This window comes from Facklamia sp. HMSC062C11 (assembly GCF_001810675.1).
Taxonomy (GTDB): Bacteria; Bacillota; Bacilli; order Lactobacillales; family Aerococcaceae; genus Facklamia; species Facklamia hominis.
Window position 1 is genome coordinate 69,630 of the sequence record NZ_KV802416.1, and the last position, 22,744, is coordinate 92,373.

The 22,744-nt window shown below is 39.3% G+C and carries 19 protein-coding genes and 1 pseudogene; 3 read left to right on the forward strand and 17 right to left on the reverse strand.

Translation table 11 applies throughout. The features are described 5' to 3' along the window. Position 1: 1 nt before the first annotated feature. The 7 genes from HMPREF2758_RS08060 to glgB form a co-directional block, all read right to left on the reverse strand. Positions 2 to 2,827 carry an ATP-binding protein gene (locus HMPREF2758_RS08060; protein ID WP_070609985.1) on the reverse strand — a complete coding sequence of 942 codons (2,826 nt, stop codon included), beginning with the start codon at positions 2,825 to 2,827 and terminating at the stop codon, positions 2 to 4. Further along, positions 2,817 to 4,094, reverse strand: coding sequence for a metallophosphoesterase family protein (locus HMPREF2758_RS08065; RefSeq protein ID WP_070609986.1), 1,278 nt, complete (start codon positions 4,092 to 4,094; stop codon positions 2,817 to 2,819). Before HMPREF2758_RS08065 ends, HMPREF2758_RS08060 begins: the two co-directional genes overlap by 11 nt. A gap of 402 nt (positions 4,095 to 4,496) precedes the next feature. After that, positions 4,497 to 6,605, reverse strand: a complete 2,109-nt coding sequence (locus HMPREF2758_RS08070) for a PBP1A family penicillin-binding protein (RefSeq protein WP_070609987.1) — start codon at positions 6,603 to 6,605, stop codon at positions 4,497 to 4,499. A 111-nt stretch (positions 6,606 to 6,716) separates the two neighbouring features. Next, positions 6,717 to 8,156 (reverse strand): glycogen synthase GlgA, encoded by a 1,440-nt coding sequence (gene glgA, locus HMPREF2758_RS08075; RefSeq protein WP_070609988.1) that lies wholly within the window; start codon positions 8,154 to 8,156, stop codon positions 6,717 to 6,719. Between the two features lie 9 nt (positions 8,157 to 8,165). Then, on the reverse strand, positions 8,166 to 9,323 hold the full coding sequence (glgD, locus tag HMPREF2758_RS08080) for a glucose-1-phosphate adenylyltransferase subunit GlgD (protein WP_070609989.1): 1,158 nt from the start codon (positions 9,321 to 9,323) through the stop codon (positions 8,166 to 8,168). 1 nt (position 9,324) lies between these two features. Continuing rightward, on the reverse strand, positions 9,325 to 10,443 hold the full coding sequence (locus HMPREF2758_RS08085; protein ID WP_016647993.1) for a glucose-1-phosphate adenylyltransferase: 1,119 nt from the start codon (positions 10,441 to 10,443) through the stop codon (positions 9,325 to 9,327). Position 10,444: 1 nt separating this feature from the next. Continuing rightward, on the reverse strand, positions 10,445 to 12,376 hold the full coding sequence (glgB, locus tag HMPREF2758_RS08090; RefSeq protein ID WP_070609991.1) for a 1,4-alpha-glucan branching protein GlgB: 1,932 nt from the start codon (positions 12,374 to 12,376) through the stop codon (positions 10,445 to 10,447). Between the two features lie 342 nt (positions 12,377 to 12,718). Between glgB and HMPREF2758_RS09070 the strand changes: the two genes are divergently transcribed. Together HMPREF2758_RS09070 and HMPREF2758_RS08095 are read left to right on the forward strand one after the other, a co-directional pair. Beyond that, on the forward strand, positions 12,719 to 12,841 hold the full coding sequence (locus HMPREF2758_RS09070) for a hypothetical protein (protein ID WP_256388686.1): 123 nt from the start codon (positions 12,719 to 12,721) through the stop codon (positions 12,839 to 12,841). Positions 12,842 to 12,990: 149 nt separating this feature from the next. Next, positions 12,991 to 13,188 carry a hypothetical protein gene (locus tag HMPREF2758_RS08095; RefSeq protein WP_070609993.1) on the forward strand — a complete coding sequence of 66 codons (198 nt, stop codon included), beginning with the start codon at positions 12,991 to 12,993 and terminating at the stop codon, positions 13,186 to 13,188. A 515-nt stretch (positions 13,189 to 13,703) separates the two neighbouring features. On the opposite strand, the gene HMPREF2758_RS08100 is transcribed toward HMPREF2758_RS08095, so the two are convergent. The 3 genes from HMPREF2758_RS08100 to HMPREF2758_RS08110 form a co-directional block, all read right to left on the reverse strand. Continuing rightward, positions 13,704 to 14,099: a lactoylglutathione lyase gene (locus HMPREF2758_RS08100; protein WP_070609997.1), complete on the reverse strand. Its 396-nt coding sequence runs from the start codon at positions 14,097 to 14,099 to the stop codon at positions 13,704 to 13,706. A gap of 61 nt (positions 14,100 to 14,160) precedes the next feature. Continuing rightward, on the reverse strand, positions 14,161 to 14,565 hold the full coding sequence (gene cdd, locus HMPREF2758_RS08105; protein WP_070609999.1) for a cytidine deaminase: 405 nt from the start codon (positions 14,563 to 14,565) through the stop codon (positions 14,161 to 14,163). 15 nt (positions 14,566 to 14,580) lie between these two features. Beyond that, positions 14,581 to 14,832 carry a hypothetical protein gene (locus HMPREF2758_RS08110; protein ID WP_070610001.1) on the reverse strand — a complete coding sequence of 84 codons (252 nt, stop codon included), beginning with the start codon at positions 14,830 to 14,832 and terminating at the stop codon, positions 14,581 to 14,583. Between the two features lie 121 nt (positions 14,833 to 14,953). On the opposite strand from HMPREF2758_RS08110, the gene HMPREF2758_RS08115 reads away from it, so the two are divergent. Continuing rightward, entirely contained in the window at positions 14,954 to 15,781 is an 828-nt protein-coding gene (locus HMPREF2758_RS08115) for a DUF368 domain-containing protein (protein WP_070610003.1), read from the forward strand. 85 nt (positions 15,782 to 15,866) lie between these two features. Here the strand turns inward: HMPREF2758_RS08115 and HMPREF2758_RS08780 are convergent. The 7 genes and pseudogenes from HMPREF2758_RS08780 to HMPREF2758_RS08155 all read right to left on the reverse strand — a co-directional run. Beyond that, positions 15,867 to 17,287, reverse strand: a protein-coding gene (locus HMPREF2758_RS08780; RefSeq protein ID WP_148128898.1) for an IS3 family transposase whose coding sequence is annotated in 2 segments (ribosomal slippage) — positions 15,867 to 16,720 and positions 16,720 to 17,287 — 1,422 coding nt in all. Because the reading frame shifts where the segments join, the coding sequence is not laid out codon by codon here. A gap of 98 nt (positions 17,288 to 17,385) precedes the next feature. After that, the gene (locus HMPREF2758_RS08130; RefSeq protein WP_070610007.1) at positions 17,386 to 17,496 is read right to left on the reverse strand and encodes an LPXTG cell wall anchor domain-containing protein; all 111 of its coding nucleotides are present in this window, start codon (positions 17,494 to 17,496) and stop codon (positions 17,386 to 17,388) included. Between the two features lie 97 nt (positions 17,497 to 17,593). After that, positions 17,594 to 18,532 (reverse strand): ATP-binding cassette domain-containing protein, encoded by a 939-nt coding sequence (locus tag HMPREF2758_RS08135; protein WP_070610009.1) that lies wholly within the window; start codon positions 18,530 to 18,532, stop codon positions 17,594 to 17,596. Continuing rightward, positions 18,522 to 19,610, reverse strand: a complete 1,089-nt coding sequence (locus tag HMPREF2758_RS08140; RefSeq protein WP_070610010.1) for an ABC transporter ATP-binding protein — start codon at positions 19,608 to 19,610, stop codon at positions 18,522 to 18,524. Before HMPREF2758_RS08140 ends, HMPREF2758_RS08135 begins: the two co-directional genes overlap by 11 nt. Before the next feature lie 12 nt (positions 19,611 to 19,622). Then, entirely contained in the window at positions 19,623 to 20,582 is a 960-nt protein-coding gene (gene oppC, locus HMPREF2758_RS08145; RefSeq protein WP_070610013.1) for an oligopeptide ABC transporter permease OppC, read from the reverse strand. Then, entirely contained in the window at positions 20,582 to 22,075 is a 1,494-nt protein-coding gene (locus HMPREF2758_RS08150; protein WP_070610015.1) for an ABC transporter permease, read from the reverse strand. The genes oppC and HMPREF2758_RS08150 overlap by 1 nt, the downstream gene beginning before the upstream one ends. A gap of 70 nt (positions 22,076 to 22,145) precedes the next feature. After that, a pseudogene (locus tag HMPREF2758_RS08155) lies at positions 22,146 to 22,744 on the reverse strand (peptide ABC transporter substrate-binding protein); the annotation flags it as partial.

Here is a 22,744-nt window from a genome sequence, read left to right on the forward strand (position 1 = left end):
TTTACTCCTTTTTAGACTTACTTGCTTCAACCGTTTCAACATATTGATTCAAATCAATCTGATGATCATTGGCTAACATTTCTTGTGCTTGTTGATCAAAAGTAAAGAAAAGTACCTGGTGATTTTGACTCACTTTTTGTAAGACTTTATACATACTAGTCTTCCGAACTTCATCAAAATTAACAAAGGCATCATCAATCATAATTGGCATCTTAACCATTCGAGAAGCCGTCGCAATGAAGGCGAGTCGCAAAGCTACATACAATTGTTCAAGTGTGCCCTGCGATAATTCATGGGGTTCAAAAAGAATATCCGAAAATTGTCGAACCTTTATTCCCTTTTTATTCAAATTAATCTGCGTATAACGGTTATAGGTCAATAATGAAAATATTTCGTTGGCTAACTGATTCATTTCCGGTAAAGGATTATCAAAACCTTGTCGTAATGTGCGATAAATTAGGTCCATGGCTATTCGCTTCTTCGCCCATTGTTGATACAGTTGAATGATCTCACTCTTCTTATCAGCCAATTCTTGGATTAGTGTTTGATAGGAGCCATCTTGTTCTAATTGATTCATGCTCACCGCTAAGTCCGCTCTTTGATAGAGATAGGGTTGTAATTGAGCTTTTAATTGATTAAGTTGATTCTGCTCTTGATTATAAGATTCAATTAAACGCTGTTTACTAGTTATCGCTTCTAACTCTTCTTCATACCCCACCATTTGATCTGCATAGAGCTGTCGTTTGGCTTTTAACTGGTCTACTTCTTGATTGACCCGTAATTTTTGTTGGAAGTCAACCTCATCAAAAGCATTGGTTGCTTGATATATTGCTTCAATCTGCTGCTGCTCTTCCTTAATCTTTTTGCTTTGCAGCTCGATCACTTCTTCAGCATTTTGACGGCGTTCTTCCATCGCCTTTCCACGTTCCATTTGACGAGCCAGCGAAGCTTCAACTTCTTCCACATGCTGAATCAGAGGTCGTGTTGGTTGTTCTTCAAATGGAAAACGTTGGAGCAATTCTTGAATATGATGACGCCAATCCAATATTTCAACCTGTAAGTCACTCAACTCTTGTTCATATTGGTCTCTCATCATCAACACCTGACGGTATTCCTTGGCTGGATTAGACTTCAAAACCAAGTCCACTTCGGCTGTTGGATAAAAGCCAAGTTGCACTAGCCAATTTTGCAGACGACTTTCTAAGGCTTGAATTTGAGTCTGACCTTCTCTAAGTGCAGCTTCTCGATCGTTAATATCACCACCAAGGGCGTTGGATCGTTCCTGATACTGCTGGTCTTTTTGCTTTAATTCTTGCATCTTTTCAATAATGGGACTATTTTGATAGTGATTTTTAGCTTGTTGATGCCGGATAAAAATATAAATACCACTCGCAACGGCCAATCCCATCAGGACTATCGCTGGCCACTTAACGACTTGACTATCAAAACGAAATCGATTAAAAACAAACAAAATAGCGGCAAAAACAAATAACGTCATTGAAAGGCCATAATGCTTCCAAGAAGTCGTTTCAGATAATTGAGCCTTCTCATTAAGTCGTTGGTTTTCCAACTGAGCATACTGGTGTCGAACCGTCCCTGAATAAGTTTGTAATTCTCGACGCTGATCGATAAATACTTTACGCTGAGCTTGTAGGGTCTCTTGCTGTCCCCTAGCTTGATCTAACTGTGCCTTTAATTCAATCCCATTTTCAATTTCTGCGGAATAATTTTGTACCTGTAAAAGCTTTTCTGGATAAAACTGGCCCTCTTGGGCTAGGCGAGCAAGTTGGTTCGTCTGTTCTTGAATCCGCTCTTGAACATGTTCGAGTCGTCCCTGAACTTCCTTAATATGGGCAGTTTCTCGTGCCCACTGACGCCTTTCTTCTTGGTGATTCTTTGCCCAATTCAACCGCGTTAAAGCAGTCATCTCATGGTTGATGTTGCGAATCCGCTCTTCCATCTGAGTGATTAAGGCTTGGCCTTCACTTTGAATCTTCAAAGAATGGGCTAGCTGCTCAGGTAATTGAGGATCCATTTCGGTATACACTAACTGATCTAAGCGATTAGCTGCCTGCTGATCTTTAACATAGATATCATACCTTCCCATCAACTTATCAATTTGGCTGAGTGACTGTTCCACTTGGGTAATAGCCTCGTTAGTCTCATCGATCTTGAGTTGACATTCCTTGGACTGCTGCACTAATTGATCATACTGGTCCATCTTCCCTTTTAGAGTATCGAGGGCTTTCGCCAAGGATTCATAATCTTTTAAAGCTTGGTTTAAAGCAGGTTTTTGTCCCTTGGGTTTAAACAGTGCATCGGATTCCTTCTCAAATTCTTTGGCTACCGACAAGAATTTATCCGATCCAAGGGTGCCAATCGATAAGAAATAGTCACTCAGCTTATCTGAATCGACATTGGCTAATTCCTGTAGATTCTGCAATGAAAAAGCATAGAAAGCATCAAAGAGATTCTCATCTAACCCCCCTAAAACAATATCTAAACTATCTTCAGCTAAATCCGTCCCCTCTTGATCAGTTACTTTTAATCCATCAAGTGTTCGTTCTACCCAAACCGTTCCCAACTTGGTCTCGGTCAAGAGGATTCGTCCTCCATAAACATCAGCCATCTTCGGCTCGTAGCGATTTATTTGATTCACACGGTAACGCTTATCTGGAAAACCAAATAAGATACTTCGGATAAAGGATTGCAGGGTTGATTTTCCGGCTTCATTTTGACCGTAGAATAATTGCAATTGATCTTCTAATTCAAAATGCTGATCTACCCACTTCCCATATCCATAAATATCTAACTTTTTAATTTTCATCGCGCTTCACCTCCTCCGAATCAAAACCAATAGCTTGAATCATCAATTCCTTAGCCGCTGCAACATTCTCTGCTCTCAAGGATTCCTCTAACTCTAATTCAGCTAATCGTTCCTTCACGATGGGGTGCTTGAAAAAATCTGCCATGAGTCGGTCATACATTTCACCAGACTCTAACTGGTGACAGGCCGATTGGAAGCTCTCCTTAAGAGTAGAATCATATTCAAAAGCTTTAAATACCATGGACCGCTCTAAACGAACTGCAACCAATTGGGTAAAGGCTTGATCTGTTACTGAACCTTCACCCTGAATAACTGACTCTAATTCACCCGACTCAATCTGTTCTTGCAAAGCTAAATCTAACCGCTGGGCTTGTGTCAAGATAATACTCAGTAGTTGTGACCGACCCGTTTCTTCTTGACGCATTTGGTAGACAGTCAAAGTCTGCTGCAAACGTTCAACCACGTCTTGCAGTTGCCAGTGTCGCTGAACTTCAATTTCTTCGATCTGCCACTCAATAGGAGCAAATTCAACAAAATCTAACTGATTGGGTCGATCCTTGAATAAGCTCACTAAGTAGCCTCCCTTAGGACCCACCTCCAAGCGATTACGTCCTTGAAGCGTCCCCGCATAACAGATCATTGGAGTCTGATTCAAGCAGGCCTCTTGATGAATATGACCTAACGCCCAATAGTCATATCCTTTGTCAATCATTGTCTGCCGAGTAAAGGGAGCATAATGATCCAGCTTTCCTTGCTGCGTTTTTTGAGCCCCATGGTAAAGGCCAATGACGAAATCAGTCTGATGAGGATTCTTAGGAAAATCTGCGATCATCTCTCGATCGATCCAACGATTACAGTAGGAGAAGCCATAGATCCTCACACTTTGTCCATTTTTTAATTCAATATCCACATAATCGACTGCTTCTTCAGTAAAGACATAGACATTATTAGGATAATTAATCAATGCCTGATTTGACTTAAGATAATCATGATTCCCATGGCAAAGTACTACTGGAATTTCAGCATCTGCTAAACGCTTTAATTCCTGCATCAAAAAATGTTGAGCATAGATGCTCTGCTGATTGGTATCGTATAAATCTCCCGCTAAAACAACTAAGTCAATTGTTTCGCGAATGGCATACTGAACGGCTTTTTTGAGAGCCGTAAAAGGCGCTTGTACCAAAGCTTGTTTTAAATCCGCCGATTGTTTGTCCATCCCCAAAAAGGGGCTATCTAAATGTAGATCGGCCAAATGTAGTAACCGCATTGCTCTTTCCTTTCTAGTCTTGAACGATATTCCTTGATAAAAAGCAACTGAAAGTCTCTTGATCACGATGTAAGATCAAAAACTTCAGTTGCTTCACAAAATGTTACGGTGCTGTTATCAACAAAAGCTGCTATCAAAGGATGCCCCTGACATTTCATCCAATGATAAAATGATGTCAGTTTAAGCATCCAATCAGTCGATAACTCTTCCAGATCCATAGTCCGTTATCTGTAGCGCCCCATTTCACTAGCTCATCATGCACAGCTATCTATTATCTTTTTCCTTTTTTCATTGATCCTATCTTAATCACTTAATAGTCCATCAATGATATTTAATAGCTCAATTTTATCTTATCAATTTATCAAGACATTTTCAATTAAAAACTAACAATTAACCGGTCCCCTATAAATAGTTAGATAAGCCCCAGTCATCCCACTGACGCTTAATGCGTTGATTTACCTGATCCAACAAGTCCTTAGCCGATTGCCACCACGATCCAGAATGATCCTCTAAATACTGTCTAGCTTGATCTAACCAATCTTGACCCATTTGCCACCAATTGCCTTCCTCCAAGTGATTGCTATCTTCTTGCATAGCGGAAGCATACGTCACTTCAAAAGGAGTTTGAGCTGACTGAGCAATCAAATAGGACGTTTGTAACTTGAAAAGGGGGCTCATTCCCGAAGGCATCCGCTCCTTAATATCTCCCGAAGAAATATCGTCATAACCAACCCAAGTTGCAATCGCAAAATCAGGCGTATAAGCCACCATCCATTGGTCTCTGACCTTATTCGACCCATCTGAGACTTCAGTGGTACCGGTCTTGCCTGCAATCTGCCCATTATCTGGACTCGCGTTATAGCCAAGACCATAGCCACCATAAGTGTCCAACATCATCGAGGTCATATCTGCTGCAACATTTTTTGTCATAGCTAGGGTGCGTTTAGGCCGCTCTTGATCATAGATAGTCTTACCTGAAGCATCGACAATTTTACGAATATAATTTGATTCGTTTCGAACACCCGCGTTAGCAAAGCTAGCGTATGCACTGGCTAACTGTTGCGGCGATAGTCCTGTTGAAAATGCCCCCAAAGCTAATGGTAAATGTCGATCTTTTTCAGGGACTTGAATTCCAAATTGCTTTAACTTTTGAACCGATTTTTCGATTCCAAATTTATCCATCAAATAAACAGCGGTCGTGTTTTTACTTTGAGCCAAGGCATAATACATAGGAGCTTGATGGTCTGCTTCCGTTGTTCGATTATAATTCTCTGGGGTATAGTGGTTCTTGCCATACGACCTAACTTCATCAGGTAGCATTGAATGCATATTATATCCTGCCTCTAATGCTGGTACATAAACCGCAAGGGGCTTGATCGTAGATCCGGGTGCCCGATACATATCGCTAGCACGATTAAACCCTCGATAAGTGTACTCACCGCGTCCACCAAAAACCGCCATTACCCCACCTGTCTTACAATCAACGACTGTAGCTGCTGATTGGATAATGGGATCTTCCCCATCATTGAATAGGTAGGCTCCATCTCGATAGGCAGCATCCAAAGCCTGTTGGGCTGCTTGATCTAAATTAGTATAGATTTGATAACCTTTGGACATCAAGTCATCTTCAGGAATGGATGTCTTTCGAATGGCTTCATTGATGACCCCGTCAAAATAATAAGGATATTCATGACCAGATGAAGCAGCAATATAAGCATCATAGAGATTAATCCCCGATTGCTTGATGCTTTCAGCTTGATTAAAAGAAATAACTCCTTCTTGACTCAAAAGATCAGCAATTACATTTCGGCGATTGATGGCATTATCATAATGGTCAATCGGATTATAGATATTTGGGCCCTTAAGCATCCCGGTCAGTACCATACTCTGATTCCAGTCTAACTGACTCGCTGAGATTCCAAAATACTTCATTGCCGCATCTTCAACACCCCAGACGCCATTACCAAAATAGGCATTATTCAAATACATTTCTAGAATCTCGTCTTTAGTGTAGTTTTTCTCCAACTCTAATGCGAGAAATAATTCTTTTAACTTACGTTGAAAGGTTTGATCTTGGGATAAAAAAGCATTCTTTGCAAGTTGCTGAGTGAGGGTCGATCCCCCACCTCCGGATGTATTTCGATTAATAAGCATACGGACAAAGGCTCGCCCGATCCCCATAGTATCAAAGCCATTATGTTGGTAAAAACGTTTGTCCTCCGTGTTAACGACCGTTTTTCGCATGGTTTCCGCAATCTGGTCCAAAGCAGCATAATCCCCTTTTTGCCCTAAGAGCGAACCAGCTACTTGATCTTGTCGATCATAAATTATTGTCTTGGATTGTAGCGCATTGTGTAGCGTATCAACGTCTGTTGTTTTAGCAATCAAAACCATATAGGATGATAAAAAGAGGGCTAAGCTTAAGCCTAAAAAGACAAGCCATTTCCATCCCCGATAGTAACGCCATATGTTTTTAAATCCTCGCCAAAAATACCTTAATCGCTCTTTCATATCATCAGCTACTTTCTAACAGACTTTTTTCCTATTCTATATTATGACGGATTAAATCGAAAGCCCTGAGACTAAAGTAGTAATTATTTGCGTCTTTTTTGGGAAAATTGCTCACTCTGCTAATAAACTACGATACAGTTCCTTGTACTTTTGAGCGGGTTTATCCCAAGAGAAGTCCTGAATCATGGCTTTTTGAACTAAAGACTGCCAGATCTCAGGTTCATAATCATATATCAATAAGGCCTGTTCTAAACAATGATAAAATACCTCTGGCCGATAATCCTCAAATGAAAAACCATAACCCGATCCTGTGTAACAATTATAAGCTTCTACCGTGTCTTTTAAGCCACCCGTTTCATGGACTAAGGGTAAGCTGCCATACCGCATGGCAATCATTTGAGAAAGACCGCAAGGCTCAAAGGCTGAAGGCATCAAAAAGATATCTGAAGCAGCATACAATCGCGAAGCAAACTCACTTGAAAAACGAATTTGAACGTTGAGCTTATTCGAATATTGTAAAGCCTTCTCTTTAAAACGGTCTTCAAAATAAGGATCGCCTGTCCCCAAAATAACTAGTTGAAGGTCTTTCGTCATTAATTGATCCAGGCAAGCCAGTATTAAATCGCATCCTTTTTGATCCGTCAACCGACTAACCATTGCAATCAAAGGAATACGAGCATCCTCTTCCAAAGCCAGTTCAGCTTGGATCTTAAGTTTATTCTTAACTTTTCCGGATAAATCCTCCACTGAATAAGGGTAGTCTAAAGCAGGATCCTTAGCTGGATCTAATTGGTCTTGGTCAATCCCATTAATGATCCCAGACAATTTCCATTGATTATATCTCAGTGTTGAATCCAATCCCTCTCCAAATTCTGGAGTTTGAATTTCTTGAGCATAGCTAGGACTTACAGTTGTAATCCGATCCGAATAAGAAATACCCGCCTTTAAATAAGAAAGTTGATCATGATGTCGCAGACCATCTTCCTTAAAAGTTTCCCAGGACATACCAAACACATCCGGAAGCATGACAGGATCATAATTCCCCTGAAAACGAAGATTATGGATGGTCAGCACTTTTCGAATCGACTGGTAGATCGGCTGATCTTGATAAGAATCCACTAATAAAGCAGGAATCATGGCTGTCTGCCAATCGTTACAATGGATGATATTGGGAATCCATTGAATAATAGGCAACATCTCTATAACAGCCTTTTGGAAATAGGCAAAACGTTCGCCATCATCCCACTCTCCATATAAATGATCTCGATAAAAATAGCTTTGATTATCAATGAAATAATAAGTAATTTGATCGCGTTTTAAGGATTTAATTCCGCAATAAACATGCCTCCAAGAAAGATTAAAGTAAAAATAGCCAAGATCTTCCATTTGCTCTTGAAAATGAGCTGGCATTTGACGATAGTAAGGCAAGACCACCCTCACATCGAAGGTTGGATCCTGCGCTAATTTTTTTGGCAGGGCATAAGCAACATCCCCCAATCCACCCGTCTTAAAGAAAGGAGCTGCTTCTGCTGCCACATATAGTAATTTCATGGTATTCTCCTAATGAATCTTGGCATCCACAAAATGGTTCTTGCCAATAATCTTAATCTGCTCCTTCGTTCCACGAATAATAGCCCCTGGTGCAATCTGAGCGCCTTTATCTAAAATAGCATATTCAACCACTGCCCCTTCACCAATTTGAGCTCCCTGCAGAATAACCGAATGTGTTACTCGTGCATTTTCACCGACCAAGACCCGACGGTTGATCACTGAATCTAGGACCTCGCCGAACATTTTACACCCAGTTCCTACAATCGCATTACGCACAAAGGACCGCTCATGATAGTAGCTTGGTACACCATTTTTGGTTTTTGTAAGAACAGGTTGGTCTGAATGAAATAAGTCTTTAAAGTTTTGATAATTTAACATATCCACATTGGCTTGGTAATAAGCCATCAGATGATTAATATTCGCAATATATGACTCATGCTTAAAAAGGTTGATTGAATAATCCATCAGATGCGCTTGAACCAATTCATCCACTTCCATATATTCTCCACGAGCACGGGCTTGATCAATCAAATCCCTTAATAAGTCCGTTGAAAGGAGAAACATATTCAGGCTAACTGGATAAGTATAATGTGTCTCATCCAATTGACTCTTTTTAAGCAATTTTTTAACCTGACCTTTTGTATCTATGTCTAAAAATCGTTCGTTGGGATGGTCCTTACCAAAAAGATCTGGATGGCTATCCGCATAGACCAGACTAATATCTTTCCCACTTTCAATATGAGCAGATTTTAGATTCCTAAAATTAATATTGGCGACAATTTTAGTTCCAGCTACTAAGACATACTGACACCTTGACCGCTCCAAAAAGACTCGGTGGTTATAATAGTAGTCCTCAATCTGATTTTCATGGTGATGTCTTGCCTTCCAATTTTGTTGAGAGAAGGTAAAGATTCCCCCACGTATACGTGAATCTAATTTCCAGTCTTTACCAGAACGAACATGGTCATAAATTGACCGTCCAGAATCTCCGATGAATAGCGCCACTGAAGCAATATGGGCATAGCTTAGTGGTGACAGCATAAAATCAATCAGACGATAACGTCCCGCAAAAGGAAGGGCAGCGATCGGACGATTGTAAGTTAAAGGGTATAAAGCGGCATTATTGGCTGTTAAATTAAGGATCGCACATGTATCATATTTAACCATTTTAATGTCCTCCTACTCTTTCATTAGCCCCAACGACTGCAATTTGATCTTTGGTGCCAATCACCATGCCGCCATCTTCAACGACTGCATTCTCTCCAAGAATAGCATACTCCACTCGACATGATGCCCCAATTTGAGCATTAGCCATCAATACAGCACCTTTTACTTGACTATCCAATCCAATCACCACATCTTGTGAAAGTATCGAATCATGAATCTCACCCGAAACATAACAACCATCGTTAACATAGGAATTATAAATTGCCGCATGGTTAGTGATGACTTGAGCAGGAGAGATGGGAGCATTGGTATAAATGCGCCACTCATTCTCTTCCTTAAAGATTGGATGGTCTTGATCCAACATTTCCATATTAGCTTGCCACAAACTTTGAATCGTCCCCACATCCTTCCAGTACCCTTCGAAGGAATAGGTATAACAAGCCTGCCCTGCCTTTAAAAAGGCTGGAATAACATCTTTACCAAAATCATCTAACTTCGATCCTTTCAATAAATACTCTCTTAAAATAGACCAGGTAAATATATAAATTCCCATCGACGCTAAATTCGATTGTGGCTCATCTGGCTTTTCTTCAAAAGCGGTAATCCGTCCCTGGTCATCTGTCGTCATAATTCCAAATCGACTGGCTTCTTCTAGCGGAACCGGCTTGACTGCAACGGTTAGATCCGCCTTCTTTGCTTTATGTTGTGCCAGCATGGTTTCGTAATTCATCTTATAGATGTGATCTCCTGATAGAATCAAAAGATACTCTGGATCTAGCCGATCAATATAAGCCATATTTTGATAAATCGCATGAGCCGTTCCTTCAAACCATTTCTCACCTTCTGATGAGGAATAAGGCTGCAAAATAGTGGCCCCTCCCCGAGTATCCAATCCCCAAGCTTCCCCATTAGCAATATGCGCGTTTAAGTCGAGAGGTTGATACTGCGTCACAATTCCTACATGGTCAATTCCTGAATTGGCACAATTACTTAAAGCAAAATCAATCATTCGATATTTTCCACCAAAGGATACAGCCGGCTTGGCAATATGCTTGGTCAAAGGTCCCAACCGGGTTCCTTGTCCCCCTGCTAAAATCATTGCGATCATTTCATGCTTCATATTAGCAACCTCCCTTATTAGAATTCCCTCCTTTTGAGGGATCTGACTGTAAACGAATAAAAATAGCACTTAAACCTGGAATATCCAACTCAACAGAAAAAGCTTGATGATGATAAGGAATCGCCTCCGTTTGATAAATTTTCTGAAAATCTTTCAGCTTACCTCCATAGACCATGGCTTGCGAGTGCATAATCACTTGATATGTTCCATCAATCGGTAGCCCTACCCGACGCTTGAATCGGTCAACTGGTGTAAAGTTTAATAAAACTAAAGTTAAGTCTTCTTCCTGCTTTCCTCTTCTTATAAAGCTCAAGACCCCTTCTTCTAGATCATCCGCATCCAAAATCAGAATACCTTGAGGCTGATCATCCAATTGATAAAATTCTGGACAAGCTAGACCCAAATGATTCAAATCTTTTATAAAGTACTGATATTCTTGATTATAAGGGCGCTGCAAACCAGTCCAATCAAGCTCTTCATAATAACGCCACTCTAGAAATTGCCCCAACTCATTACCCATAAAGTGCAAGATTTTCCCAGGTTGTGCCAGCATATAAGCATGAAGCAAGCGTAAATTGGCAAATTGACTGAATCGGTCTCCAGGCATACGGCCAAGGAGCGAGCACTTTCCGTGAACAACTTCATCATGCGACAAGGGCAATATATAGCGTTCTTTAAACTGGTACATAAAAACAAAGGTCAATAGCCTTAATGAAGCTGGACGATACAAAGGGTCTAAACTCATAAATTTTAGCGTATCCTGCATCCAACCCATATTCCATTTGAAATCAAAACCAATCCCCCCATCTTCAAGGGATGTGGTAATTCCTTCCAAGGCTGAAGACTCCTCAGCAATCCGATAGACTTGTGGATGATCTCTAGCCAATAGTTGATTCATCCTTCGTAAGAAAGCAAGGCTATCCTCTTTTAAAAAGCTTAAATTATCTTGTATCGATCCTTGAGGCTGTTGGTCTAATGACTTACATAAAATATGCGATACTGCGTCCACCCGAATCCCATCGACGTGAAACTCCTCAATCCAATAATAAAGATTCGATAGCAAGAAAGATTGCACCGGTCCCTTACTCAAATCAAAATTTAGGGTCCCCCAAGTTGGATTATCTGCTAGAGTTACATCGTCACTTTCAAAAGTTGCAGTCCCATCATAATAAGCAAGAGCATTCGCATTCCGATTAAAGTGCCCCGGAACCCAATCTAAAATCACGCCAATATTAGCTTGATGAGCGGTATTAATAAAATGCCTTAATCCCTGGCAATCTCCATAACGAGCACTCACTGCAAAATACCCAGTGATTTGATAGCCCCACGAAGCCTCATGAGGATGATCCATGACAGGCATTAGCTCCACATGACTATAGGACATTTCTCTTAGGTAAGGAATCAGGCTCTCTGCCAAATCCTCCCAAGTATAAAAGCGTCCATCAGGATGTCGCCGCCAAGACCCCGGATGAAGTTCGTATATTTGTAAAGGTGATTCAAACTTATTAATTTGTGATTGCTGTTCTAGCCAGGTTTGATCTTGCCAATCAAAAGTTGAATGCGACGATAAGATTGAAGCATCTTTAGGAGGTCGCTCAAATTCAGTTGCAAAGGGATCTATTTTATATTCAATATGACCATTTCCATGATCAATCCCATATTTATAGCACTGTCCGGCTTGAGCTTGAGCATTAAACAAAGCCCAAATCCCACCTGATAATCTTTCCATTGGAATAAGCTGCCAATTAGAAAAATCTCCTTGCAAATATACCTGAAAAGCATGGGGGGCCCAGACCCTAAAACGATAACCCACTTGCCCAAATTCTTCTGTTGGCTTAGCACCTAATAGATGGTAAGCATGCAAGTGATCACCTTGGTTAAATGCTTCAATTTCTCGACTGATAGACAAGGAATGGGGTGATTCAAAAGTCATAACACCTCTCCTAACATTAAAAAATAATGTGGAAACCGTTTACTGATCGATTGATTTTATTATAGCTTAAAATGGTTTAAATTGCACCATAAACGTGCAAATACGTACTATACCGCCATTTGTACGCTGCCGCTTTTACAAATACGTCCAAATATGATCGAATTTTAACCCCTTTTCTGCCCCTTTTTTTAAATAATGGCCATAAAACAAATTTTTGAAAAATTCGTATGCTATAAATATTAACATTTATTTGATAAAAGTGCTTGACTTTATACAACTTCCGTTGTATAAAGTCAATAGAGGTTGAGAGATACCTCTAATAAAAACAAAGGAGGTGACTAAGTGAGTAGGAAAGAAAAAAAGAAGCTTGAAGATGAAATCAAGCTAACCAAATTATTAAAAGCAGTAGCGGTGCTTGAAATAATTAAAACGTTAGTAGAAATCATCGACAAACTTCTTAAATAACACAAGGGGCTGGGCAACCAGCTCGGCCCTTTTCTTACTTGCATTATATCATGAAAAAAGAAAAAGTAACACTCAAAGAGCTATTAATAGTATTAATTGTTTTACAAGCGATCGATATCTTATTAACCATTTTCAGATAGGGGTGCATTATGACCTACACAGAAATAATTGAATCTGTTTTGAATTCAGATCAAACTAGTTACTCAATCGCAAAAGCGATCGGTATTCCAGTGCAAACAATTGATCGATACAGAAAAGGCAGTAAAATTGATAATATGAAGCTTTATATAGCTGAAAAATTAGTTGCTTATTATATGAATAAACAAAAAAACACCCCCACCGATTAAGGTTGAGGTGACCCCCAAAAGTTAGAGTTAAAAACTAACTTTTTTGGGGTCATTTTATGTCTAAAAAATATAGTTACAAATTTTAAATGAAAACAAATGAAAGACAAATACCATTGGATTCCCTGCTAAACAAATTCATTCTATCCCCTTAGCCTTGCGATTCAAGACAGAATGGTCAATATCAATAAAAAAAGGATCCGATATATATATCGGATCCTAAAAAGCAAAGCTTTTTGAGCAAAACACTAAGGTGTCACAAAAGACGCTTCACATTCATCTTTTGAATTGCCGCCTTCCTGGCTTGAACTCTAAGTTCTAGGCAATTTGCTTGGCAATCTTCCAGATTGCTACGACTCATCGCATAATGCTATTCTAATCGATTGAATCAGATTTGTCAAAATAGGAAATAGGCACATTAAGAATAAAAAAAAGCAGAAACAGGCTAAACCACACAATCTAGTTTGCCCTTTTCTGCCTCTTTTGTTAAATCAATTAATGTAAAATCTTACACCATCTTATCCGACTGCTAATTTAGCATTATCCATTACTTCTAAGCGGTAACCATCTGGATCCGTTACAAAGAAGTATTGGCTATCAGAACCTGGTAAAGACTTCAAAGGTGTGGTTTCATAACCGGACTCTTGGCATTTTTGGTGAATCGCATTAAGATCATCCACACCAATGGCCATATGTGAGAAGCCATTTCCAATCGTATAAGGATCAGACTCGTAATTATAGGTTAGCTCCAATTCAAAGTCAGATCCTGGAACTTGTAAATAAATAATATCAAAACCATCATCAGGAAAACGACGATCTCTCATAATCTTGAAATCAAACACTTGAGTATAAAAGGCTAAACTCGCTTCACGATCAAGAATGCGATAGCAAGTATGTAATAATTTTTGTGACATAGTATTCCCCCTTATCTGCCTCCAATTTACCAAAGACAGTTATAAAAATCAAAAGATAGGCTTAGTTCATTTGGGTAAATGAATAGGGTGCTAAGTCTAAAAGTTTCAATCGTTTAATTTGTCCATCATTGCGGGTTAAAAAGACTGGCGTTTCCGGATCAGCCCATTCCACCAGCACTTGTCTGCATATGCTGCAAGGAGGAAGAAAGTCTTCCGTTTCACCTGCAACGGCAATGGCTTTAATAAATCCTGGACGATATCCTAAGGAAGCGGCTGTGAATAGTGCTGAGCGTTCAGCACAGTTTGTTGCTCCAAATGAAACATTCTCAACATTCACACCCGTAAAAAGCTTACCATCTTGGCTTAATAAGGCACACCCCACTGGAAAATGCGAATAAGGGCAATAAGCATGCTGCCGTATATTTCTAGCCGCATCAATTAAGGCTTCAATCTGATTCTGATCCAATCCATCTCCTCCTTACTATAGATCGCTTAATTCCTCTAAGTCAAAAATAAACTGATCTCCCCACTTAAGAACCGGGACTCCAGCCTGATGGGCTGCTTTAATGGGAAGAAAGGCCTCCTTTTGATCCCTTAAAGCTAAAAACTCTTTTAGATTTTTCATAGACGCCATAATATTGATCGAGTCATAATCGATATTTTGTGCTTTTAATGCCTCCACAAAGGGCGGTGTATCAGGACACTTATCTGAATAATAAAGAATTGCTTTCATCAAAAAACCTCCTCCTAATCTAACTCTATTATACCTCAAAGTAAGACCAATCTTCTAATACTTGATCTCTGTTATTAAAAGCCTTAAACTGTAGGCTAGTATTAATGAAAGGCAGATGACGATGAATACAATAAAAGATTGGTTATGGCGTTTTGTCAAAGGAATGTTTATCGGATCCGGTTTTATTCTTCCGGGCGTCTCAGGTGGTGCTTTAGCAGCAATTTTTGGAATATACAAACAACTTATTGGTTTTTTAGCAAATCTCACAAAAAACTTTTGGTCTAATATTCGTTTTTTTATGCCAGTGGGTCTTGGTGCCCTGTTTGGAATTATCATACTTTCCTTTGGGGTTAGTCATGTTCTTGAACACTATACAACCATTGTCATGTGGTTCTTTGTTGGCTGTATTCTAGGCATGCTACCTTCTTTATGGAAAGAGGCTGGTCAAGAAGGCAGAAATTCTAGCGATTGGATCATGCTACTCCTCTCAACCGTTGTCGCCACCATCCTTTTATCCTTCGGCGAACAATTATTTAACGGACAAGTTCAAGCCTCCTTTGCTTCCTGGATGGTTTGTGGAGCACTAATCAGTCTAGGCGTTCTAGTTCCGGGACTCAGTCCTTCAAACTTTATTCTTTATATGGGATTATATAAGACAATGGCGGACGGATTCAAACGCGTGGACCTTGGGGTTATTATCCCGATTGCGATTGGCGGCTTGCTAACGATCTTACTATTATCCAAACTCATCGAAAAAATATTTAAAAATTACTACGCTAAATTTTTCCATTTCATATTTGGAGTGGTTCTTGCCTCCACTATTATGATCATCCCTACAAATTACCAAGGCTTCTCATTCTTTCAATACTTTATCTGTTTGTTATCACTGGCAGGAGGCAGCCTACTAGGATGGTGGATGGCTCAATTAGAAGCAAAATATAAACATTAATAAAAAGCTCTCCTTATCAAATGATGTGACCCCCAAATGTTAGACTTTATTGCGTAACAGCTATCACAAGCTGTTACGCAATTTTTTATGCAACCAAGAGGCTAAGCCTGTATTGCACGGGACTCATCCATCCTAGTTTTTCTTTTATCCTTTGCTCATTATAATACTTAATGTATCGTTCAATTTCTGTCTTTAATTCTTCGTAACTATAGTAAAGTACACCATAATAGATTTCTTGCTTAAGGATACCAAAGAAGTTTTCCATAACAGAGTTATCAAGACAGTTTCCTTTGCGTGACATACTTTGGAAAATCTGGTTTTCTTTAAGGCGATGAGTGTATGCTTTCATCTGATATGCCCATCCTTGATCAGAATGAAACGTTCTTCGATATGGGCAATCAGAAGTTATTGCCATAGCCTCTTCTAAGGCATCCATGACGTTCTTAGCTGAAGGTTGTTTATCAATTCCATAGCTTAGGATTTCTCCATTGCACATATCCATAAATGGATCCAAGTAAAGCTTGTGTATGGTCATATGTCCTTTAGAATCTACCTCATAGTACTTAAACTCCGTAGTATCTGTTGTAATCTTCTGATGGGGGATGTGTGTGTTAAACCGTCTCTTTATGCGATTAGGTGCAACTTTTCCAATTCTCCCTTTGTAAGAACGATACTTGCGACTCTTGTGGGTGAAGGATGTAACTTGTAATCCTAGCTTCTGCATTATACGTTGAACTTTCTTTTTATTAATGCGATAGCCTTGGTTTCTTAATTCTCCTAATATTCGACGATAGCCATAATCCTTATGACGTTCTCGAATTTCTAGTATCCTTTCCTCGATTTCTTTATCAGGATTTTCTCGATTAATTCGTTTTCGCCAATACATATAGGTTGCCTTAGGCATACCGATATAAGAGAGAAGGTCTTTTAGTTTGAATTCTCTTCGGAGGTCGTTGATGACGAGTGCCGTTCTCTCATTTTTTCCTCGTCCTCTAAACGCAGCCTCCTCAGTTCTTTTAAAAAGGCATTCTCAATTCTTAGCTTAAGCAGTTCATCCTCTAATTTTTTAACATGTTCTGCACTGACATCCACTGTTCTTTCTTCAACTTCCAGAGCCTTAATGTCTATCTTAGATTTATCCATTTTTTTCTTTCGACCTTTCTTGCGTGGTCTCAAAGCATCAGGACCGGCAACGCGAAAACGGCTAACCCAATTACTAATCATACTGGGGTTGGTTATACCTTCTTGAATCGCCAATTCTTGATACGAAATTTCACTTGATAGATATAATTCTACAACAGAAAGCTTTTTCTCGAAAGAATAGTTTGTTCGTTTACGAGAACGCATTAATCCTTTATCTCCCAAAGCCTTGTATGTATTGATCCATTTACGTAGCTGTGAGTTAGAACCCAATCCATATTTTTTAGAAAGATAGTGTGTTCCCCCTTTACCATCCAAATATTCTAAAACAACTTTCTTCTTAAATTCAAAACTATATTTTGCCATAAAAATACCGACCTCCCAATCGTTAGATTTTTTGGTCTAACTTTTGGGGGTCGGTACAAAATTGTTTTGACTAGGAGAGCTTCTCTATTTTTAATGGTTTAATGTTTTCCATTTTTACCTTTTAAAATTAAAGCGATCCCTGCCGCAAGAACAATGAGCCCAATTACAACTAGTGACCAAGTTACAGCTTCACCCGTTTGAGGTAGCATTAAATCAACTCCTCTCCATTAACCCCTCATAAAACAACTTATATAAAAGAGGTCGCAACATTTTGTCACAACCCCTCATATATTCTATCAATCGATATTAATGATATCTTTCCTTATACATCGCAAACTCTTCATCATTACAATAAATAAAGTGACCTGGAAGAACTTCTCTGACACTCGGTTTATCGGTTTCATAATGATGTTGATTAGGATCATAAACCTTAAGCTTAACTTTTCTTGCCAAGATGGGATCCGGAATTGGAACCGCGGACAATAGCGCTTGGGTATATGGATGCATTGGATTCTTAAATAGTTCTTCAGTTTCAGCAACCTCCAAAATACGTCCATTACGAATTACCGCAATCCGATCAGAAATATAACGTACTACGGACAAATCGTGAGCAATAAAGATATAGGTTAGACCTTGTTCACGTTGGAATTTACGGAGCAAATTCAAGACTTGTGCCCGTACGGATACGTCCAATGAAGAAATTGGCTCATCTGCAATAACCAAGTCTGGCTGCATGATTAATGCTCGCGCAATCCCAATCCGTTGACGTTGACCTCCTGAGAATTCATGAGGATAACGATACATATGTTCAGGTAATAGTCCGACTTCTTTGATCATTTCCTCAACTTTTTGAACCCGATCTTCTTCATTCTTGAAAAGATTAAAGTTATATAGTCCTTCAGAAATAATATAATCGACTGTTGCCCGATCGTTCAAGGAAGCAGACGGATCTTGAAAGACCATCTGAATTTCTGAAATTAATTGGTGTTTTTCGCTTTCACTTAATTTTTTATTAATCTGTTTGCCCTTAAAAAATATTTGACCCCCAGACGTTTTATTAATTCCGTTAATCGCCCGAGCAATTGTTGTTTTACCTGACCCGGACTCTCCTACCAAGGAAAATGTTTCTCCCTTAAACACTTGGAAAGTAGCATCTTGAACAGCCACGAAACGATTGCGACCTTCACCAAAGCTAATCTCTAAGTCTTTAACATCAACCAAAACTTCTCGATTATTATTCGTCATGGTCAGTCTCCTCTCTTAAAGCCGCATCCGTTCCATGAACAGCTTCTAATTTATGATGGAGATTATGGATAATCTCTGGTTTTTCACATTCAGGAGCTCTCGGATCGAGTAGCCAAGTCTTGGCATAATGACCCTCTGAAACCTTAAACATCGGTGGCTCTACTTCGTAGTCCACTTGCATCGCATAAGGGCTTCGTGGAGCAAAAGCGTCACCATGAATGGTCGTATACAATGAAGGAGGAGTACCCGCAATGGAATATAAATCTTCTTCACTATTGGATAATTGAGGCAGTGAAGATAGAAGTGCCCATGTATAGGGATGTCTTGGATCATAGAAAATATCTTCGACACTTCCCGTTTCAATAATTTGTCCAGCATACATGACAGCAACCCGATCAGCGATCTGAGCGACCACCCCTAAGTCATGCGTGATAAAGATAATCGTAAATTCATACTCTTTTTGTAGGTCTTTTAATAAGCGTAGAATTTGTGCTTGAATGGTCACATCCAGTGCGGTCGTCGGTTCATCACAAATTAATACCCGTGGACGACAAGCAAGGGCAATCGCGATAACAATTCTTTGCCGCATCCCACCAGAATATTCAAATGGATAATCATTAAATCGTTTTTCAGGATTACGTATTCCAACACGATCCATCAAATCAATGGCGATCTTCTTCGCTTCCGAAGCAGACACCTTGCGGTGCTTGGTAATGACTTCAGTGATTTGGGAACCGATCGTACGAACTGGGTTCAAAGAGGTCATCGGATCTTGGAAGATCGTTGCCAATTCTTTCCCACGGTATTTTAACCATTGTCGGTTAGTGGTTAAGTTCTGTAATTCTTCACCGCGATAAATGATTGTTCCTTGAGGAATATAACCATTGGATTCAAGCATCCCAGTAAAAGTTTTGGTCAAAACAGACTTACCTGAACCTGACTCTCCTACTAAGGCTAGAACTTCCCCTTCATAAAGATCTAAATCAATCCCACGAATAGCTGTCAACTCAGTATTACGAACTTTAAATTTAACGACTAAGTCTCTTACTTCTAAAATTTTATTTTTTTCTTCAGTCATGGAATCCACCTCCTAAATATGGTTCTTAGGATCGGTCGCATCAGCCAAGGCTTGTCCCACTATATAAAGTGAAATAGTGATAATCGCCAAGACCGCAACTGGAATCCAGAATAGATAGGGCTTTGAAGATAAATTTGTTGAATACTTCTTAATCAGTCCCCCTAAGGACACTACATCTGCCGATAAACCAACCCCAATAAAGGAAAGGAAAGTTTCTGTCGAAATAAATCCAGGCAAGGCACGAGTAACATCTGTTACGATAATAGATGTAAGATACGGCATAATATTTTTAGCAATCATTCGTGAGGATGGGGTCCCCAAGGTTCTGGAGGCCATATTATACTCACGGTCCCGTTGAATCATCACTTGAACACGAATGAAATAAGCCGTAAATATCCAAGAAGTTACCGTCATTGCAAAAAGCAAGTTCCAAAAACCATTACCCATTGAATAAGCTAAAATGATCACAATGAGCAAAGTCGGAATATTAGCAAAAATATTATAAACTTCCAACATGATTCGGTCGATTTTGGGTGATAGTCCCCAGAAAGCTCCTACCGTAACCCCAACGACAGTCGTTACGAGTACGGCCAAGAAGGAAATCGAGAGAGAGGTCTTAGCTCCTGACCAAGTAGCATCAAACAAGGATTGCCCATTAGCATCTGTACCAAACCAGTGAGTCATATTAGGCTCAATATAACGTGCAGACATATCGTTGATATTAGTGGTGTCCATTGGATCATAGCCTGAAATTAAGGGTTGAATAAAGGACATTAAGAGAATAATGATCATTAGTATCATAAAAAAGATTGCCACTTTATTTTTACCAAAGGTTCTCCAAACACTTTCCCAATAGGAATACTTTGGTGCATCAATGACTTCTGCTTCTTTAAAGTTTGTCTCAACAAACTTAAACGAATTGTCATTAGCTTGTGCTTGAGCATTTTTAACTTCTTCAATTGAATTTACCATTATTTATCCTCCTTCACATCTAAGCGAATTCGTGGATCGACAATTGTCATCACGATATCTCCTAGGAATACAGAGAAGACACCTAGAACGGCGAAAATAAAGATCAATCCAACAGCGATTGGGTTGTTATGAGCCAAAATCGCATCAGGAAGCATCTTACCCATACCAGGAACAGCGAAAACTGTTTCAGTAATAGTTGCCCCAGCAATCGTAAAGATAATGGCTCCAGGAATCCCATTGACAATTGGAATAAAAGCATTCTTAAAGATATGTCTACTTGAAATTTCTGCCTCGCTTAGTCCCTTTGCCCGAGCAAATTTAACGTAGTCTGAGGATTGTTGATCTACCATATAACGACGAACCCAAATGACAGTATTCCCTACAGCTAATAATCCAAGAACAATCGTTGGCATGATATAGGATTTGATATTACCTGCACCTAAGGTTGGAAATAGATCGGGAAGTCCGAACCAATTCGATCCAATATATCGGAAGAAGAAAATAAAGGCAACCGATGGTACTGAAATTAAAATCATGACAATAATGGTACCCAAACGATCAATCGCTCCATTCTTAAAACGAGCCATTAATGACGCCATTGGAATAGCAATAAGATAAGTAATGAATACCCCTACAATCCCCATTCTGAAGGATATTCCCATCATAGAAGGATCGCTATTCACTTTTTCAGCACCGGCATAATTATTATCAAAAATTCGTTTTTCAGTCGGAGAAATTTCTGAAGTGGGTTTATAATAGCGCGTATATGGATTAATGGACGCCTTATAAATGGATCCATCCTCCAAGGTGATTTCTTGAGTAACAGGGCGTCCTTGTTTATCGGTAATAACATCCACCACATTTTGACCCGCAAAAGTTGGATAGGAAACACCTAAATTCAACTTCAAGAAATTCTGATGAATAAATGGAAATTCTCCATTGAAATAGATTTGATAATAATATTTTGTTCCTGATCCCGTCAAGGCCCATCCAGCCGTCTGGTCATGAGTAATACGATAACCGCGTTTCATATCCGGATTTTCTGGATCTTTTACTCGCCAAGGATGGTCAATATCAAATAAATTCTTATAAAAGTTAAGTACTCGAGTTCCAATTGAGATATCATTCACCGCAAAATAAGCTTTAGAAATCGGCAATTGATCCACTTTCCATTCAGGATTTTTCTTTGCCCATTCATCCACGATTGCTTGATTAGCTTCTGAACCATCATTATTAAACTCTGGATGGTCTTCTTTAACTGCTTCTTGAAACTCCTTTTGGCTTAAGTAATGATGATAACCCATACGTTCAAAGGCTGTGTTCTCATAATCTAAAAGTCGATCTGGCTGAGACTTTAACTTGGTATAGGCTGGGTCATCCGTAAAAATAGCCTTTCTTGGAACCAATGTATAGACTGCTAGGAAAACTAAGGTCGTTACCATAAATATGGAAAAAAGTGACCGAAGAATTCGATTAAAAAAATATTTTCCCATGTGAATCCTCCTATAATAAATGAAAAAGGCCAATTTCTCAGCCTTTTTCATCTAAGATTTTTAAAGTGTCCTATTCAGCTTTTTCTTCTGTTTCAGCTGTTTCTTCAGACGCTTCTTCTGTGTCAGTTTTTTCAGATTCTTTTTCTTCTGTAGAAGCTTCTTCGCTGTCTTCTTTGGATTCTTCAGATGCTTCAGATTCATCTTCTTTAGATTCAGCTTTTTCTTCAGAGCTTCCGCTTGAAGTGGTATTTAATTTAGATTTCCATTCTTCTAAAGCTTTTTCCCATTGTTCATAAGTAACAATGTCTTTTTGAACTTTCAAGAATTTCATACGGCCCATAGGTCCAGCATAAGGGAATGGTCCAGAGAATGGTACAATCTTAGTTACACGAAGGTTACCACCACCGGCTCTTACAGGGATGGCAAAGGCTGCATCTGTTAACCAAGCTTGAGCTTCAGCAAACTTATCAAAACGTTTTGTTTGATCATCCGTAATACCATTAGCTTCATCTACTAATTTACCATAATCCCAAAGGCCAGCTTTTTCACGGGCTTCTGCTTGAGGATCATCTTGACCATCTACTAATAAAGGATTAAATCCAATAGGGATTAAGAAAGTACCATTTTCTGGATGATAGATATCCAAGAAGGTAGATGGGTCTAAGTAGT

Bases quoted from the DNA above. Each gene is read 5' to 3' on its own strand.
- HMPREF2758_RS08060 (WP_070609985.1), bottom strand. From the start codon at position 2,827: ATGAAAATTAAAAAGTTAGATATTTATGGATATGGGAAGTGGGTAGAT.
- HMPREF2758_RS08065 (WP_070609986.1), bottom strand. From the start codon at position 4,094: ATGCGGTTACTACATTTGGCCGATCTACATTTAGATAGCCCCTTTTTG.
- HMPREF2758_RS08070 (WP_070609987.1), bottom strand. From the start codon at position 6,605: ATGAAAGAGCGATTAAGGTATTTTTGGCGAGGATTTAAAAACATATGG.
- glgA (WP_070609988.1), bottom strand. From the start codon at position 8,156: ATGAAATTACTATATGTGGCAGCAGAAGCAGCTCCTTTCTTTAAGACG.
- glgD (WP_070609989.1), bottom strand. From the start codon at position 9,323: ATGGTTAAATATGATACATGTGCGATCCTTAATTTAACAGCCAATAAT.
- HMPREF2758_RS08085 (WP_016647993.1), bottom strand. From the start codon at position 10,443: ATGAAGCATGAAATGATCGCAATGATTTTAGCAGGGGGACAAGGAACC.
- glgB (WP_070609991.1), bottom strand. From the start codon at position 12,376: ATGACTTTTGAATCACCCCATTCCTTGTCTATCAGTCGAGAAATTGAA.
- HMPREF2758_RS08095 (WP_070609993.1), top strand. From the start codon at position 12,991: ATGACCTACACAGAAATAATTGAATCTGTTTTGAATTCAGATCAAACT.
- HMPREF2758_RS08100 (WP_070609997.1), bottom strand. From the start codon at position 14,099: ATGTCACAAAAATTATTACATACTTGCTATCGCATTCTTGATCGTGAA.
- HMPREF2758_RS08110 (WP_070610001.1), bottom strand. From the start codon at position 14,832: ATGAAAGCAATTCTTTATTATTCAGATAAGTGTCCTGATACACCGCCC.
- HMPREF2758_RS08115 (WP_070610003.1), top strand. From the start codon at position 14,954: ATGAATACAATAAAAGATTGGTTATGGCGTTTTGTCAAAGGAATGTTT.
- HMPREF2758_RS08130 (WP_070610007.1), bottom strand. From the start codon at position 17,496: ATGCTACCTCAAACGGGTGAAGCTGTAACTTGGTCACTAGTTGTAATT.
- HMPREF2758_RS08135 (WP_070610009.1), bottom strand. From the start codon at position 18,532: ATGACGAATAATAATCGAGAAGTTTTGGTTGATGTTAAAGACTTAGAG.
- HMPREF2758_RS08140 (WP_070610010.1), bottom strand. From the start codon at position 19,610: ATGACTGAAGAAAAAAATAAAATTTTAGAAGTAAGAGACTTAGTCGTT.
- oppC (WP_070610013.1), bottom strand. From the start codon at position 20,582: ATGGTAAATTCAATTGAAGAAGTTAAAAATGCTCAAGCACAAGCTAAT.
- HMPREF2758_RS08150 (WP_070610015.1), bottom strand. From the start codon at position 22,075: ATGGGAAAATATTTTTTTAATCGAATTCTTCGGTCACTTTTTTCCATA.